This window comes from Pseudomonas sp. OV546, from assembly GCF_900116845.1.
Taxonomy (GTDB): Bacteria; Pseudomonadota; Gammaproteobacteria; order Pseudomonadales; family Pseudomonadaceae; genus Aquipseudomonas; species Aquipseudomonas petroselini.
The window spans coordinates 309,486-326,408 of sequence record NZ_FPCE01000001.1 but is presented as its reverse complement, the minus strand read 5'-3'; the positions used below and the strand labels follow the sequence as shown (position 1 = coordinate 326,408).

Genomic DNA, 16,923 nt, shown 5'->3' with positions numbered 1-16,923 from the left:
TTTCGCAGCCTTACCGATGAACAAGAAAAAGTCCGTCACCATCAGCGACATCGCCAAACAAGTCGGCATGACCACCATCACGGTGTCCCGCGCGCTGAGCAAACCCGACCTGGTCAAGCCGGCCACCCTGGCTCGCATCCTCGAAGTGGCGCGGGAGCTGGACTACGTGCCCAACGCCTTCGCCCGTGGCCTCAAGCGCAGTGAAAGCCTGATCATCGGCGTGATCACCGCCTCGGTGGACAACCCGTTCTACAGCGAAATGATCAAGGCGATTTCCCGCGAGGCCAAACAGCACGGCTACACCATCATGCTGGTGGACACCGATGAGCTCGAAGAGCTGGAAAGCAAAGCCGTGGATACGCTGCTGGGCTACCGCGTGGCCGGGATCATCCTGTCGCCGGTCTCGGATGAGCCGAGCTACCAGCCCGACTACCTCGAGCGCCTGGGCAACGGCAAGACGCCGGTGGTGCTGCTCGACCGCACGATCCATGACAGCCCGTTCAGCCGCGTGGTGCTCGACAACTACCACAGCGGCATCCAGGCCGCGCATTATCTGTTGCGCCAGACGCCCGACCTCAAGCGTCTGCTGGTGCTGACCGGCCCCGAGCATTCACGCATCACCGTTGAGCGCCTCAAGGGCCTGCGCGAAGTGCTGGCCGAACACCCGCAGGTGCACGTCGAAGTCCAGGCCGGCGACTACACGCTGATGCCCTCCTACCTGCACACCCTCGACTACCTGGCCGAACACTCGGCGCCGGACGCGATCATGGGCTTCAACCAGTTGATCACCCTCGGCGCCCTGCGCGCGCTGCGCATGCACAACATTCCCCACGACAGCCTGACCATCTGCGGCATCGACCGCCTGCCCTTCGCCGATATCTTCGGCGTGCCCATCGCGTGTGTTGCCCACGATGCGTCCCTGGCCGGCAGCAGCGCGGTCCGCCTGCTGCTCGACCGCCTGGAGGACCCGTACAAACCTCGGGACAAGGTGGTGATCGCCGGCCAGCTGGAAAACGGCTAGCGGCTGGTGTAGCCGCCGTCGATGGGCAGGCTGACGCCGCTGATCATGCTTGCGGCGCTGCTCAGCAGGAACAGCACCGGCAAGGCCACTTCTACGGTTTCAGCAAAACGCCCAAGGGGAATGGCCGCCAGCGCCGGGTCGCGCTTGGACGGGTCGGACCACGCCATGGCCGCCATCGGCGTGAGCGTGACGGTGGGGTTGACGCTATTAACGCGAATGCCGAAGCGGCCCCACTCGGCACATTGCACGCGGGTGATCGCATCCAGCGCCGCCTTGGAAGCGCAGTAGCCGAGGTGATCGTCCAGGGCTACCAGTGAGGCCTGGCTGGAGACATTGACGATGCTGCCAGCAATGCTCGCCTCGATCATTTTCGCCGCCACACGGCTGCCGACCTGGGCGGCGGCGCGGGCGTTGACCTGCATCACCTGGTCGAAGGCCTCGGCGCTGATCGCGGCGGCGGGCTCCAGGCGCGAGATACCGGCGCAGTTGACCAGGCCGTGCAGCGGCGGAAGGGCTTGCAGGGCTTTGTCGAGGGCGGTGCTGTCGGCGATATCCAGGCACAAGGCGTGGCAGCCGAGTTGAGCCAGGGCCTGCGCGTCGCGACCGAGGGCGAAGACTTCAGCGCCGCTGGCGATCAGTTGCAGGGTGATTTCCCGGCCGATGCCGCTGCTGGCGCCGGTGACGAGGATGCGGTGGTGGGTGAAGTTGAAGGCTGCGTTCATGAATAGAGATCTCAAAAACAATGAAGATCCAATGTGGGAGCTGGCTTGCCTGCGATGGCGGTGGTTCAGCCAGTACATTTGCGACTGATACACCGTTATCGCAGGCAAGCCAGCTCCCACATTTGGACTGTGTTGGATCAGTGGGTTTGTAGGCTGTGCATGATCGGTTTCAAAGCGGGGTACAGTTTCAAATACTCGGCAAACGCCCGCTCATACGCCTCGACATTTTCCGCATTTGGCTCAGCCCGCAACGCCAGCTGCACCCACCCCTTGTCCATCTCGTCATCACTCACCAACCCCACCGTATGCGCCGCCAGCAACGCCGCGCCCAATGCCGCTTCCACCTCTTGCACGATGGTGTAGACCGGGTAGCGCGTAACGTCCGCGATGATCTGCATCCACAGGTCCGAATGGCTCGCCCCGCCCACCACAATCAAGTGTGAATCCAGCGAATGCGCGCCGCGCGTGCCCGCTTCGATGTTGTGACGCAGGGCGAAACTCACCCCCTCCAGCACCGCGCGGTACAGGTGAATGCGGCTGTGGTAGAGGTTCAAGCCGACAAAGCTGCCACTGGCACGGTCATCCCACACCGGGCTGCGTTCGCCCATCAGGTACGGCTGGAACAACAGGCCTTCGCTGCCCGCCGGGATGTTCATCGCACGCTGTTCCAGCAGCACCAGGCTGTCCTGGCCGGTGGCCTTGGCTTGCTGTTCCTCGGCCTGGCAGAACTGCTCGCGAAACCAGCTCACCGACGCACCCGCCGTGATCGCACCGCCGAAGATGTACAGGTCGCGGTGGCCGTTGTAGACGTGGGGCATGCTCACCAACCCATGGTGCGCGTCCACCTGCTGGTTCAGGTAACCCCAGCACATGCTGGTGCCGATCATCGCCACATGGTTGCCCGGTTGCGTAACGCCTGCGGCCAACGTGGCCATGGCCGCGTCGACACCCCCGGCCAGGATCGGCGTGCCGGTCTGCAGGCCCAGGCGCGCCGCCCACTCCTCCAGCAGGCCGCCCACCACCTCACCGGAATACACCAGGCGCTCCGGCATCATCGCTTGCGGTATACCCAGCGCGTCGAGCATCTCGCCCGACCAGCCGCGCGCCGCCACGTCATACACCCCGCCGATATTGCCGGCGCTGCTATGGTCCACCGCCAGCTCACCGGTGAGGCACGCGTTGATATAGCTGTTAGGCGGCAGCAGATAACGGGTCTTGGCCCACACTTGCGGCTGGTGCTGCTTGAGCCAGAGCATCTTGGTGAAGCCGTAGTAGCTGTCCACCGAGTTACCGGTCACCGCGAACAGCCGCTCCAGGTCCACGTGCTCACGCACCCAGGCGACCTGCTCACCGGCGCGGCGGTCCATCCAGATCAGGCACGGGTGCAGCGGTGTGAGCGCTGCATCCACCGCAATCCCCGAGCCGCCGTACAGGCTGCTGATGCACAGGGCTTTCACGTGTTCCTTGGCCACGCCGGCCTTGGCCATGCACTGCGCCACGCACGTCTCGACCGCATCGAGCCAGACCTGCGGCCATTGTTCGGCCCAGCGCACTTTTGGGGTATCCACGCGATACCCCTGGCTGTGCTGCGCGATAATCGTACCTTGAGCATCCACCAGCAGCGCCTTGGTGCTCTGGGTCCCTATGTCGACACCCATCACGTAGTTCATCTTCAGACCACCGGCTTCAGCAGCACCTTGATTGACTGGGTCGAGTTGGCCAGCTCAAACGCTTCGGCGTAGTCATCCAGCGGGAAATCGTGGGTGACGATGCCCTTGGAGGTGACCAGGCCGCGTTCGAACAGGTCGATGGCGATCGGGTAGCAATACGGGCCGAGGTGAGCGCCGCGCACGTCCAACTCCTTGCGGTCGCCGATGATCGACCAGTCGACGCTGGTCTCGGCACCGAACACGCTGAACTCGACAAAACGCCCGAGCTTGCGGATCAGGTCCAGGCCTTGGGTCACGCCGGCCGGTACGCCGGTGGTTTCGATGTAGACGTCGCAGCCATAGTTATCGGTGAGGCTGTTGATGATCTCGCGGGCGTTGTCGCGTGACGGGTTGATCACCACGTCGGCGCCGAAGTGCTTCGCCAGTTCCAGGCGCTCGTCGACCATGTCGATCACCACCAGTTTCTTCGGGGTCTTCAACGCGGCGACCTGGACCATGCACAGGCCGAGGGTCCCGGCACCGGCAATCACCACCACGTCGTCGAGCTGGACATCGCCACGGTTGACGGTGTGGATCGAACACGCCATCGGCTCCACCAGCGCCGAGTCTTCCAGCGACACCGACTCGGGAATCTTGTGCACGATGGCGGTCTTGGGGATGCGCATGTACTGGGCCATGCCACCTTCGGCCACTTCACGCTGGAAGCCGAAAATGTTGTGCACCTCGCACATCCAGTATTTGCCGGATTTGCAGAAGCGGCACTTGCCGCAGGGCACGATCTGCTCGGCGATCACCTTGTCGCCCACCGCGACTTCAAAGTGCTCTTCGGCGCCCTCGCCCGCTTCCACCACATAGCCGAAAAACTCATGCCCCGGCACCACCGGTGCCTTGACCCACGGGTTGTCGCCGCCCCAGAACATCGCCGCGCCGGAGTGGCACTTGCAGTCACTGGCGCAGATGCCGCAGGCGGCAATGCGGATCACCAGCTCATTGGCGCGCGCCTGGGGTTTGCCGATGCGTTCCAGGCGGTAGTCTTTAGGGCCGTGGCAGACGACGGCTTGCATTTCGGTGTGCTTGTCCATGGTGTTCGGTCCTGTCTTGAGTTTATTTATGGCGCTGACGGCTGATGAAAATCGCCAGCAAAATGATCCCGCCCTTGATCACGCTCTGGACGTAGGGCGAAACGCCGAGCATGTTCAGTCCGTTGTTCAATACGCCGAGCAGCATGGCGCCGAGCAAGGTGCCGACGATCACGCCGCGCCCGCCGGCAATCGACGCGCCGCCGAGTACCACGGCGGCAATCGCATCCAGCTCGAACGACACGCCGGCATTCGGCTGGCCGCTCATCAGGCGTGAGGTCAATACCAGCCCGGCAATCGCCGCCGTCAGGCCACTGATGCCGTACACCAGCAGCTTGAAGCGCGCGGCGCGCACGCCGGACAAGCGCACCGCTTCTTCATTGCCGCCGATGGCGTAGATGTAGCGGCCGATGCGCGTGTGTTGCAGCAGCACATAGGCGGCCAGGTAGGTGAGCAGCATGATCAGGATCGGCACCTGGATGCCGAACAGGCTTTCGCGGCCGAAAAACGCAAACCAGTCCGGTAACCCGGAAATCGGGTAGCCGTCGGTGTACATCAGGCCCAGGCCACGGGCGATGCCCATGGTCGCCAGGGTGACGATGATCGGCGGCATGTGCAGGTAAGCGACGAAGAGGCCATTGCCGATGCCGAAGGCCACGCCGATCAGCATCCCGGCGCCAATCGCCAGGCCGGGCGGCAGGCCCGCGACCATCAAGCCGGCCGTGAGCGTGCCGGACAACGCCATCACCGGCCCCACCGACAAGTCGATGCCGCCCGTGAGGATCACGCAGGTCATGCCCACCGCGATAATCGCGTTGATCGACACTTGGCGGGCGATGTTCGACAGGTTGCTGGCGGTGAGGAAGGTGTCGCTGGCGAGGATCATCACCACGGTGACCACCACCAACCCGACAAAGGGGTAAAACGCCGGCGAGCGCACCAACCGCGCCAGGTTGAGGCGCAGCCGGCTGCTGTCGACGGTATTAATGGACGTATTCACTTGAGCCCCCTGTTGCATGGCGCATGACCTCTTGAGGATTGACGGCGGACGCTTCCAGCAGCTTGACGATGGCGCCCTTGTGGAACACGGCGACCCGGTCGCACATGCCGATGACTTCGGGCAGTTCGGAGGAAATCATGATGATTGCGTAGCCCTGTTCGGTGAGGCTGCGCATCAGCGCGTAGATCTGCGCCTTGGCGCCCACGTCGATGCCACGGGTGGGTTCGTCGAACACCAGCACGTCGCAGTGGTGGTTGATCCAGCGGGCGATCACGACCTTTTGCTGGTTGCCGCCGCTGAGGTTGAACACCCGGCTTTCGCTGCTCGGGGCTTTGATCGACAGTTGCTTCATCAGGCTTTCGACGCTGGCGCATTCACGACTTTTGTCGATCAGGCCCGAGGCGTTCTGGTACTTGGGCAGGTTATTCAGGGAGATGTTTTCTCGAATGCTGAAGTCGGTGATCAGCCCTTCGCTCTTGCGGCTTTCCGGCAGTAGGCCGATGCCGTGGGCCAGCGCCTGGGCCGGGTCGTCGAGGGTGATTTTTTCACCGCGCAACCACACGTCTTTGCTCACCGACGGCAGCGCGCCCATCATGCCCAACGCCAGTTCGGTGCGACCGGACCCGACCAAGCCGGCAAAGCCGAGGATCTCGCCCTTGTACAGCTGGAAGCTGTTGTGGGGGCCGTTGCGCACCAATTGAATGTCCTTGACCTCCAACAACAGCGGGCCGCGTGCGCTGCTCGGCTTGGGCGGGAAACTGCATTCCAGGCGGCGCCCGACCATCATCTCGACCAGCCGGTCGATGTCGCTGTCAGCCACATCGGTGACGCCCACATTGCCGCCGTCGCGCAACACGCTGATGCGGTCGCACACCTGGAAAATCTCCTCCAGGTGATGAGAGATAAAAATCACCGCCACGCCCTGGCGCTTGAGTTCGCGCATGATCTCGAACAGCAGCTCGGCCTCGCTGGGCGTGAGGGTGGCGGTGGGTTCATCCAGCACCAGCAGACGCGCATCCAGGGCCAGGGCCTTGGCGATTTCGACGAACTGCTGCTCGGCCACGCTCAGGTGCTTGACCGCGCATTGCAGGTCGAGGGTCACGCCCAGGCGCTTGAACAACGCCTCGCTGGCCTCGACCATATCGCGCTTGCGCAGCAGGCCGAAGCGGTTGCTCAGCTCGTGGCCGAGGAAGATGTTTTCCACCGCCGTGAGGTAGGGAATCAGGCTGAACTCCTGGAACACGATGCCGATACCGGCAGCAATCGCATCACGGTAGGTCGCGAAATGCTGCGCCTGGCCATCGATCAGGATCTGGCCTTCGTCTTGATGCTCGACGCCGCCGAGGATCTTCATCAGCGTCGATTTGCCCGCGCCATTCTCCCCGAGCAAGGCATGGATCTCGCCGCGCTCGACCTGCAGGTTGATGGACTTGAGCGCCTGTACGCCCGGGTAACGCTTACAGATGTTTTCCAGCTTCAGAAGACTGCTCATACCGCCGACCTCGTATTCAGAAGGAGACCTCAAGCCCCACGGGTTAAGTGGGGCCTGGGTGATTTACCAGCTGAAATCCTTGGCCTTGGCCTGGTCGATCAGGGTGATGTCCACCGGGATCGTGGCGGGCACTTGCGAGCCCCACTTCTTGGCCAGGGCGATACCCAGCGCAAGGCGGATCTGGTCACGTGGGTATTGGGCCGAGGTGGCGATGAATTTGCTGCCGGGCTTCTGGATCGCCTTGATCGCTTCCGGCGCGCCATCGACGCTGACCAGCTTCACGTCCAGGCCGCTGGCTTCGATGGCCGAGAGCGCACCGAGCGAGCCGTTGTCATTCACGCTGAAAATGCCCTTGAGGGTGGGCTGGGCCTGCAACATGTTCTCGGTGACGGTCAGCGCCTGGTCACGTTCCTGCTTGCCATTCTGGATGCTGACAATCTTGATGTCCGGGTGCTTCGCCACGGCCTCTTTGCAGCCGCGTACGCGTTCCAGGATCGGCACCACGGCAATGCCGTCGAGGATGGCGATATTGCCTTTGTCGCCGATGTGCTTGGCCAGGTACTCGCAGGCCTGGAAACCGGCGTCGAAGTTCTTCGAGCCGACGAAGGAATCCAGCGGACCGTCCGCCTGGGCGTCCACCGCGACGACCACGACACCGGCGGCGTGGGCGGATTTGACCGCCGATTGCACGCCCACCGAGTCGGTGGGGTTGATCAGCAGGATATCGATGCCTTTTTGCAGCATGTCTTCGACGTCACTGACCTGCTTGGACACGTCGTGACGGGCGTCGGTGATGATCAATTTCGCGCCGATGGTCGCCCCGGCTTCTTCCAGGGCGTTTTTCATGGTGACGAAATAAGGGTTGTTGATTTCCTGGAAGGACGCGCCGATGCGGATGGGTTTTGCAGCGTCGGCAAAAACAGGGGCAGCGGTACCGAGGGTGATGCTTACAGCCAATAAACACAGGGTTTTCGGGAGCATTTTCATGGCGTGGTTCTCTGTTTTGTTTTTATTTTTAGAGCAAATGTTATCGTTAACATTTTGCGAGAAGCTAGCAAGGAAATTCGGCAGGCGCAAGGGGCCGCTGGTCGACTGCCGTCGAAATGTGGGAGGGCGCTTGCTGTGGCGAGGGCGCTTGCTCCCGTTCGACAGCGCAGCTGGAGTCGGCTTTTTGGCGGCGCTCCGCACCCCAGCGGGAGCAAGCGCCCTCGCCACAGCACGCCCACATTGGCGCGTTAAAACTCGCACATTCCCCACCACCAACTAAGCTCAGCCTCCAACAAAAAAATCCGAGCTGCCCGCCATGTCCCACCCCACCGAGACCTTTCGCGCCCGCTACCGCGCCAGCGTCGCGCCACACTACAACCCCTGGCTTCACGCCAGTTTTGTGTTCGGCTACGGCATCGTCTGCATCACCCTGGCCTGGTCATCGACGCATCAAATCACCGCACTGCAATGGCTGAGCGTGCCCGCGACCCTGGTGTTCTTCAACCTCTGCATCTACCTGGTCCACCGCCACCTCGGCCACCATAAACATGGGTTGGCCCGGCTGTTTTATGCGCGCCACACCGGCGACCATCACAGCTTCTTCACCCCCGGCCATATGACCTACGACAGCCCTCGGGATTGGCGGGTGATCCTGTTTCCAGCCTGGCTGATCGTGCTGCACAGCCTGGCTATCACCCTGCCCGCCTGGTGGTTGCTCAAGCAATGGAGCCCCAACGTCGCCGGGCTGTTCGCCGGGTGCATGATCCTCGGGTATTTGCTTTACGAAGTGTTTCACGCCTGCGAGCACCTGCCTGTCGGCCACCCGGTGGCGCGCCTGCCGTGGCTGCGCCAGATGCACCGCTTGCACGCCCTGCATCACCGTCGTGAGCTGATGCAGGGGCGTAACTTCAATATCGTCCTCCCCCTGATGGATTACCTGTTCGGCACCCTGCACTGGGAGCCGAGCGCCCACGACAAGCAGGAACCGTCATGAGTACCCGTGCAAAAAAACTGCGTCATTGGCTGTTTGTGTTGTTTCTGGTGGTGATCGCCTTTTTGCTGCTGATGCCGACCAAAGTACAACCGGTGAATTGGGTACCGCCAAAAGCGCCGTCGATGAAAGACGGCCCTTACGCCGAAAACCAGCGCCTCAAGGGCGTGCAGAAAATCGGCGCCCAAGACATCGCCGGGCCAGAGGCCTTGCTGTTGGACGCCCAGGGCTATCTGATCAGCGGCTTGCATGATGGTCGCATCATCCGCACCTCGCCCGACAGCCGTAGCCTGGAAGTGCTGGCCAACACCGGCGGACGCCCCCTGGGCATGGCGCCGCACCCGGACGGGCGCTTGATCATTGCCGATGGGATCAAGGGCCTGCTCGCACTGGCTACGAATCGCCAACTGACCACCCTGAGCACCGGCGCCCATGACCTCCCCTTGGGGTTCGCCAATGACGTCACCGTGGACGCCAGCGGGCGTTACGCCTACTTCAGCGATGCATCGAGCCGCTGGGGTTATGGGCAAGACGGTGAAGCGGTGATCGAGCATGGTGGTGATGGCCGACTGCTGCGCTATGACTTCAGCAACGGCACCACCGAGGTACTGCTGGACCAGCTGCAATTCGCCAACGGCGTAGCCCTGGGCCCCGATGAAAACTACGTGCTGGTGAATGAAACCGGCGCCTATCGCATCAGCCGTTACTGGCTCAAAGGTGAGCGCGCGGGCACTCATGACTTGTTCATCGACAACCTGCCCGGCCTGCCGGACAACCTCAGCTTCAACGGCCAGGACCGCTTCTGGGTGGCGCTTTACTCACCGCGCAATCCACTGCTGGACAGCTTTGCCGGCTACCCGCTGCTGCGCAAGGTGATGGTGCGCGCGCTGATGGTGGTGCCCAAGCCGATCGAGCGCAAAGCCTTCGTGCTGGGGCTGGATACCGAGGGCAAGGTCATCGCCAATTTGCAGGACGGCAGCGCGGGGAATTACTCGCCCATCACCACGGCCCGGGAGTATGGCAACTGGTTGTACCTGGGTTCGTTGAAAAGCACGAGCATGGCGCGCGTGCCGTTGGCGCTGGCGTTGGCGCCCTGACGCAAAAAGGGCACACAGGCGCTCGGCCTGTATGCCCTCATTGCTTGCGGCTACACGCGTTTAGCTCTTGGTGCTGCTGAGCAGGGTTTGGTTGCACAGGTGACCAAAGCTGACGAACTCGGTGTTTTCACCGCCGACGCCAATGCCTGGATACTCCAGCACCTCCATGCGCCACACGCCGTAGTTGAAGTCGGTACGCCAGGTGTTGTTGTAGCCCTGGGAGTAATCGACAAAGGTGGTCTGGAAGTCACCGAAGCACGTGCCCACGTTGATCGTGCCACCGGCTTGGCCGGAGCTGTCGGTCGCCGCCGAATACGCCTTGTAGACGATATTGCCGGTGTCCGGGTTGATGTGCTGGTCGAGATAAACAATCGGGTGCAGCCCCACCAGTGGCGCGCCGGTGCTGTCGGACAGGTTCATTTTCCAGGTCAGGTTTCGATAAGCCTGGGTGGTCATGTAGCCGTAGCCCACATCAGACGCGGAATACGGGATGCGCAACACGTTGGCCTCGCCTTTCATATCCGGGTTGTCGACACGTGGGTTGGAACCAAAGGACAGGGTGTATTTGCCCGTCGCGCTCCACGGCTCGTTCGGGTGCTGGTTCGGGCGCACCCGCACCTTGACCACACCGCCCACACCCGGACTCGGGATCGACGTCGAGACGATATTGGCACCTACGGTGACCCACTGGCTGCCATCGAAGCGCTCAAGGATCCATTTGCCACGGGTGCTGCCGCTGGCGGCATCGGCCGACAGGGCAATGCCCACGCTCTGGCCACGCACGGCGGTGAAGTCGAAGTAATCGACATCATCGAGGCTGTCGGCGTTGCCGCTGATGTAGTTCAGGGTGTCCGGCAGTTGGAAGGCCGTGTCCGGCGTGTCATTCGGTTCGAAGGCATCGATATTGGCATTGACCGCCACACCGAACTGGAAGCTCGAACCCGAGACCGCCGCATTGGCTTCCATGAACCAGTAGTAGTCACCCGCCGGCAATACGCCGCTGAGGCTTTCGTCACCGGTACCGGGGTTATTGGAAGTGCCCAGCGGGATCGGATTGCCTTGGCCATCGTCCTGGAACAGGGTCAAGGACATGTCGGTACCGGCCGTCTGACCGACCAGCAGCGCATTGATACGGGCCGTCTGCGGCAGGTTGAAGTGGTAGCACAGCAGGTCACCGGTTTGCACACCATTGACCGTGTACAACTCATTCACGTCCAGCGTGGTTTCACAGCCTTGGACCAGCGCCGCTTGCACGGCGGTGGCTGGCTGAGCGCCGGCTTTCTTGACTTGGGTTACCGGGGCAGGTGCGCTGTGGTCTTCCACTACCGAGTCGGCCTTGGCCTTCGCGGCGAACACTGGCTTTTTCAGTTGGGCGCCTGCGTTCAGTTGCTTTTTCAGCGCCGCCGACGCCTTGGTGGCCGGGACTTTGCCAGCGGCTTTCAGGCTTTGCTTGATGTCAGGTTTAACGGCTTGCGCAGCCAGGTGAGGGTATTGCTCGGCCAGGGCAAAGGCCGAAACGAAGCAGGAGGCCGCCATGGCCGCGCCCAGCATAAAGGCTTTTTTCGATTTCATTTTTTATCCATCCATAGTTAAAAAGTGAAGCTCAGGTGACATCCGGTCACCTGGGATGGAATCTAGCCAATCACTGTATGCATGTCCAGTATTTTTACAGGAAATTTTCCGAACTAATACCCGGTCATCTCGAGGTACCCCACTCCCCCCTCAAACCGCACCGGCCCTTCCCAGTACGGAATACTCAGGTTCATCCAGGCGTTCGGGTTGACCGCCTGGGGGGTGATGTCCAGCTGTTTGCCGGGAATTTTCAGCGACCAGCGTGTAGGCATCTTGCGCCCGTCAATGGTGGTGGTTTCCAGGGGTGTCAGCTGGATATCCGCGTTGTGCAACGTTTGTGTCTGGCCCTCGCGATCAATCGAGGTGCCGGTCAGGTAAGACGCGCCGTCCGTTTGCCGCACTCGGAACAGCATCAACTGCTCGCCACGGTCCAAGTGCAGGGAGAACCAGTCCCAACCGGTCTGGCTGGCGCTCAGGGGTTGGCTGCTCCACTCGCGGTCGAGCCAGGCCGGGCCGGTGACTTGATACACCTTGCCGTCAATGCTGACGCTGCCGCTGGCGTTGAAAAAGGGCTGGCTGTAGTAATAGGACGCCTGGCCCTGGTCGGATTTGCGGCTGTAGCCGTTGTCGCCCTGCAGCACCACTGGGCGGCTGGACGTCAGGTGCAAGTCGTAGGCGAACTGCGCGCCGCTGGCCTTGAGTTGCATGTCCGCCAAGGGGCTGGTGGCACCGGCGCGGGTGGCGAAATTCCAGTCGTCGATCCAGGCGTTGAACGGCACCGCCTCGGCCCCGGCCTGGCCGACGCCGCCACGCGCGTAACGTTCGGCGGCGTAGTGGTGGGTGGCGGAGGTGACGGCCGCATGGCCAAGCCAAAGGGTCGAGTCGTGCCAACCTGCTTGCGGCGGCCCCGCCTTGAGGGCGTTGCGGAACAGCGTCCATTGCACGCCGAATACATTGCCCTGCGCGTCCTTGAGGTTGGCGGTGACGTACCACCACTCGATACGAAAACCCTCATGGGGGCCATGATCCTCAGGGAAACTGAACACCTTGCCAGGCAGCACTTGGGCAAAGTCGGCCGCGTCACTGCCCAGACCGGCGAAGCTCTCCTGCGGCGCGGGGACTTTGTCGCAAGCGGCCAGTAACAAGCACACGCACAGCAGCAGGCCGTTAATCTTCATGGGCAAACGTCCTCAACAAGTCCGCAGGACGGCTGCGATACAACTGCCACAGGGGCCAAGCCGAAGCCAGCAAGGTCGCCAGCATCGCCAACCCGAGCAATTGCGCGAGCTGCCACGGAAACACCTGCAACGGCAGGCGCCAACCAAACGCCTGCACATTGATCACCGCATCCAGGCACCAGGCCAGCAGCAGCCCAAGCGGCAACGCCAGCACCAGTGTAAGCACCGCCAGCAGCCAGGTCTGGCCCAGGTTAAGCAGCATCAATTGCCGACGCGTGACGCCCAGTGCCCACAGCGGCGCCAGTTGCCCAAGGCGGCTCTGGCTTTGGGTCAACAGGCTGATAAACAGCGCGACACCGGCCACGCCCAGCGTCAGGCTATTCAGCGCGGCCGTGGCGGCAAAGGTGCGTTCGAACACCTGGCTCGACCAGCCTTTGAGTTGTTGTTGATCGACGATACGGCTGTCTTCCAGGGCAAAGGCGCGTTGCACCTCGCGCACCAACGGCGCCACATCCGCCGGCGCTACCCGCAGGTTGAAACGGGCCGGTGACAGCGTCGGCCAGTGGGCCAGCAGGTGCTGGGCATTGACCAGCACATGGCCCTTGGGGTTGCCGTAGTCGGCGTAGATCCCGACCACTGTCGGCGCCCACTCACCGTGTGGCGTGGGAATGCTCACGCTATCGCCCAGCCTCACGTCGAGCCGGCGCGCCAGTTGCTCGCTGAGCATCAGGGTGTCGCCTTGTTGCAACTGGTCCCACGGCTCGCTCGCTGCGTCCAGCAGCGGCCAGTGCTGACGATAGGTAGGGTCGTCGATCACGCCAAACAGGTCCGCCGGCCAGCCCTGCAATTGCACGGCGACCTGCCAGGTGGGCAGCACGGTTTGCACCAACGGTTGCCGGGCCAGCCAAGTGCTGAGTTGCTGCGCCTGGGCCGGGTTTTGCGGGTTTAGGTACAGCTCGGCCGTGAGGCGTTGTTCCAGCCAGTTATTGAAGGTGTGCCGAAAGCCGGAGGTCATGGAGCCCGCGCCGATATTTGCGGCCAAGGCCAATAGCAGCGCCATCAGCGCCAGGCTCAAGGCCGGCAATTGCTGGCGGCAGTCCGCGAGAAACCATTGGCCGAGCACCGAACGGCTGCGCCCCAGCACGGCCTTGAGCAGGCCATTGAGCACCACGGGTAAACCGAGGGCGGCACCGAGCAACAGCGCGGCCATCAGCACAAAACCGGCGGCCAGGCTGTTGCCCAACCACAGCGCCAGCACCGCAACCAGCAACGCGGCACCGGCCACCCAACCTTGACGGCGCAACCAGCGCCCATGAGCCTCATGCCAGGCCTGGGCATTGGCCAGCGCCAGCAGTGGCAGGCGCGCCGCCCGCCAGAGGCTGCCGGCACCGGCGAGCAAGGCACCGAGCAAGCTCAAGCCCAGTCCCGCCACCCACCACCACGGGCTCAGGCTCAACTGCCCCGGCACCTCGGCGCCATACAACCCGCGCAGGCTGGCGGCCACATCCGGCAGCAACAGGCTGGCCAACAGGTAACCGCTGGCGACACCGAGCACGCCCCCCAACAACGAGAGCACGCCCAGTTCCACACTCAGGCTGACAATCAACATCCGCACGCTGACCCCGCAGGCCCGCAACGTACGCAGCAACCCGCGCCGTTGCTCCAGGGCCAGGCCGATGGCCGCGTGCACGATAAACAGCCCCACCACAAAGGACAGAAAGCCCAGCGCGTCGAGGTTCAGGTGAAAGCTCTCGGTGAGGCGCGCGAGGTTATTGTCCTCGCCCTGCTTAAGCTGCAACCCGGCGGGCGGCGTCGGATGGCCGGCGGCGAACGTTTTGTCCACCAGCAGGCGCGACAGGCGCTCGGGCATCTCCAGCACGGCTTGGGCAAACCCGATATCGGTGAGCAACAGGCCGGGCGCCATATCCGCCTGGGCTTGCAGCGGCGGCAAGGTGTGCCCATTCAGCGTGGTCGGCCGCTGCCCTGCGTGCAGCCCCAAGGCCTGCAAGGTCTGCGGCGCGATCCAGGTGCGCCCCGGCGGCGAAAAGAACGCCAGCATCTGCGCCTGGCTCAAGCGCTGCCCTGCCACCGCGCCACTGCCGGGCAACGACACCGGGTCGATGCCCATCAATTGCAAGCGTACTGCCTCATGCCCCTGGAGCTGCACCCGCCCCTGCACCACCGGCGATACCGGCCAGCCAGCGCGGCGCAATTGGGCAAACACGGCTTGGGGGAAACTCGAGTCGTCCGGCGCATTGAGACTGGCCTGGGGTTCACCGCCGATCAACTGGCTGGCGCGGGCGTAGCTGTCGCGCGCCTGGCCGTTGAGGGCCTGCACGCCAATCAGCAGCGCCGTGGCCAGCCACAGGCCGGTGAGCACGCTGAAAAATTGCACGGGATGCCGTCGCCAGTGGCTGAGCAGCGCGCGTAATGTCCAGTAAAACACCGCCATCTCAAGCGGCGCCTGCAGGGACGACACGCCCACGCTGCAGCACCACCTGCCGGTCCAGCCGTGCGGCGATGCGCGGGCTGTGAGTGACCATCAACAGGCTGGTAGGGCTGTCGCGCAGCAGGTCCAGCAGCAGTTGCAAGACTTCGTCACTGGTGGCTTCGTCAAGGTTGCCGGTGGGTTCGTCGGCCAACAACAGGCCCGGTTTTGAGGCTAATGCGCGCCCGACCGCGACCCGCTGCTGCTGGCCCCCGGAGAGTTGTTCCGGGTAACGCTTGAGCAGATCGCCCAGGCCCAGGCGTTCAACCAATTGCGCTTGCCACTGCGGGTCAAACCGCCCCGCCAACCGCGCCTGGAACGCCAGGTTGTCCTCGACCCGCAAACTGCCGATCAGGTTGAACTGCTGGAACACCAGGCCGATTTCGGTGCGCCGCCAGTGGGCCAATTGCGCTTCGCTGAGCTGGTCGAGGCGTTGCTCGCCCACTTGGATGCTACCGCCGTCCAGCCGGTCGAGCCCGGCCACCAGGTGCAACAGGGTGCTCTTGCCGCTGCCCGACTCGCCCATCAACGCCAGGCTGCTGCGCTCGGCCAAGTGCAGGTCCACACCGGCCAACACCGCCAGCGGCCCTTGCGGAGTGACATAGCTTTTAAACACGGCGTGCACCTGCAACATGACAACTCTCGTTTGATGGGTGGCCATCGAGAATAACGGCTGCCGCCCAAGGCCATGCAAATTTTTCACATGGATTTCACCGACTGCCCACCCATGGCTGTTTAGATTACCGGCCATCGGTCATTCGTCGGCAACTTGTTAGTTGCCCTGCCTGACAACTTTTAACCGCAACATGTTCAGCGAAAAGACAGCCACCCTGTGACAGCCTCCTGCGTCACTGAGGCATTCGCCCACACGTTGCGCCTAACTAATTACAACGCTGCCAACAGTGCCCATGGTGAATGAAGTGGTTGACCTTACCCTGACCAAACCACGCTCGCGGCGAGCCTTTTTCAAGCGCTTGCAACCGCTGTGGCTGGGGCTTTTCGTGGTCGGCCTGCTGCTCGCCGGCAGCCTGTTCTGGCACGCCTCGCCACGCGACCTGGGCGTCGGCAACCGCCTGTTGAACTCCCATGTGCTGCCCCTTTGGCGTGATGGCGACCTGATCGTGCTGGTGCGTCACGAAGAACGCTGCGACCGCTCCACCAACCCCTGCCTGGGGCCTGTCGAAGGCCTGACGATCAGTGGCAGCCAGCACGCGGAAAACCTGGGAAAAGCCTTTAAAACGTTGGGCATGGAAGGCAGTGACGTGCTTGCCAGCCCGACCATCCGAACCGCGCAGACCTTGCGCTTCATGTTCGGCAAAAACGAGTTGACCTCCGGCCAGCAAGCCGTCTGCGGCGCGGCCATGGGCGAAGAACTGCTCAGCCACAAAACCCCGGGACGCAACCTGGTCTTCGTCACCCACAGCGGCTGCATTGCCGACTTCGAAAGCACGCTGGGTTTCCCCCACGCCACATTCCCCCAGTACGGCAGCGCCCTGTTCGTGCAGGTATTGCCCAACGGCAAGTTCAAGGCATTGGGTATCGTCAATAACCCGGATTGGCCCGCCGCGCTGAAACAACTTTAATAACTCCCCCCTCCTGCCTGTTCAGCAAAAAGACAGCCCGGTT

General features: G+C 62.9%; 14 protein-coding genes. 4 read left to right on the top strand and 10 right to left on the bottom strand.

Annotated features, from left to right (window positions below; translation table 11 throughout):
* Positions 1-16 precede the first annotated feature (16 nt).
* Entirely contained in the window at positions 17-1,021 is a 1,005-nt protein-coding gene (locus tag BM403_RS01560) for a LacI family DNA-binding transcriptional regulator (protein ID WP_015884783.1), read from the top strand.
* Here the strand turns inward: BM403_RS01560 and BM403_RS01555 are convergent.
* The 6 genes from BM403_RS01555 to BM403_RS01530 all read right to left on the bottom strand — a co-directional run bounded on the left by BM403_RS01555 (position 1,018) and on the right by BM403_RS01530 (position 7,971).
* Positions 1,018-1,743, bottom strand: a complete 726-nt coding sequence (locus tag BM403_RS01555; RefSeq protein WP_093541329.1) for an SDR family oxidoreductase — start codon at positions 1,741-1,743, stop codon at positions 1,018-1,020. The two genes, BM403_RS01560 and BM403_RS01555, sit on opposite strands and share 4 nt — an antisense overlap.
* Positions 1,744-1,880: 137 nt before the next feature.
* A complete protein-coding gene (locus BM403_RS01550) occupies positions 1,881-3,413 on the bottom strand; it encodes an FGGY-family carbohydrate kinase (protein WP_093541327.1) in 1,533 nt (510 codons plus the stop codon).
* Between the two features lie 2 nt (positions 3,414-3,415).
* Entirely contained in the window at positions 3,416-4,495 is a 1,080-nt protein-coding gene (locus BM403_RS01545; protein WP_015884786.1) for an erythritol/L-threitol dehydrogenase, read from the bottom strand.
* 22 nt (positions 4,496-4,517) lie between these two features.
* Positions 4,518-5,510, bottom strand: coding sequence for an ABC transporter permease (locus BM403_RS01540; protein ID WP_015884787.1), 993 nt, complete (start codon positions 5,508-5,510; stop codon positions 4,518-4,520).
* Positions 5,476-6,984, bottom strand: coding sequence for a sugar ABC transporter ATP-binding protein (locus tag BM403_RS01535; RefSeq protein ID WP_064055276.1), 1,509 nt, complete (start codon positions 6,982-6,984; stop codon positions 5,476-5,478). Before BM403_RS01535 ends, BM403_RS01540 begins: the two co-directional genes overlap by 35 nt.
* Before the next feature lie 63 nt (positions 6,985-7,047).
* On the bottom strand, positions 7,048-7,971 hold the full coding sequence (locus BM403_RS01530) for a substrate-binding domain-containing protein (RefSeq protein WP_015884789.1): 924 nt from the start codon (positions 7,969-7,971) through the stop codon (positions 7,048-7,050).
* 316 nt (positions 7,972-8,287) lie between these two features.
* On the opposite strand from BM403_RS01530, the gene BM403_RS01525 reads away from it, so the two are divergent.
* Positions 8,288-8,965 carry a sterol desaturase family protein gene (locus tag BM403_RS01525; RefSeq protein WP_015884790.1) on the top strand — a complete coding sequence of 226 codons (678 nt, stop codon included), beginning with the start codon at positions 8,288-8,290 and terminating at the stop codon, positions 8,963-8,965.
* Positions 8,962-10,059: an SMP-30/gluconolactonase/LRE family protein gene (locus BM403_RS01520; RefSeq protein WP_093541325.1), complete on the top strand. Its 1,098-nt coding sequence runs from the start codon at positions 8,962-8,964 to the stop codon at positions 10,057-10,059. The genes BM403_RS01525 and BM403_RS01520 overlap by 4 nt, the downstream gene beginning before the upstream one ends.
* Before the next feature lie 60 nt (positions 10,060-10,119).
* On the opposite strand, the gene BM403_RS01515 is transcribed toward BM403_RS01520, so the two are convergent.
* From BM403_RS01515 to BM403_RS01500, 4 genes are all read right to left on the bottom strand, one after another.
* Positions 10,120-11,631 (bottom strand): hypothetical protein, encoded by a 1,512-nt coding sequence (locus tag BM403_RS01515; RefSeq protein WP_015884792.1) that lies wholly within the window; start codon positions 11,629-11,631, stop codon positions 10,120-10,122.
* 113 nt (positions 11,632-11,744) lie between these two features.
* Positions 11,745-12,809 (bottom strand): lipocalin-like domain-containing protein, encoded by a 1,065-nt coding sequence (locus tag BM403_RS01510; RefSeq protein WP_093541323.1) that lies wholly within the window; start codon positions 12,807-12,809, stop codon positions 11,745-11,747.
* Positions 12,799-15,261: an ABC transporter permease gene (locus BM403_RS01505; RefSeq protein ID WP_093541321.1), complete on the bottom strand. Its 2,463-nt coding sequence runs from the start codon at positions 15,259-15,261 to the stop codon at positions 12,799-12,801. The genes BM403_RS01510 and BM403_RS01505 overlap by 11 nt, the downstream gene beginning before the upstream one ends.
* A gap of 1 nt (position 15,262) precedes the next feature.
* Positions 15,263-15,931, bottom strand: coding sequence for an ABC transporter ATP-binding protein (locus BM403_RS01500; protein WP_046036508.1), 669 nt, complete (start codon positions 15,929-15,931; stop codon positions 15,263-15,265).
* Positions 15,932-16,205: 274 nt separating this feature from the next.
* Between BM403_RS01500 and BM403_RS01495 the strand changes: the two genes are divergently transcribed.
* Complete coding sequence (locus BM403_RS01495) at positions 16,206-16,880, top strand: lipopolysaccharide core heptose(II)-phosphate phosphatase PmrG (RefSeq protein WP_043205588.1); 675 nt, start codon at positions 16,206-16,208, stop codon at positions 16,878-16,880.
* Positions 16,881-16,923 lie beyond the last annotated feature (43 nt).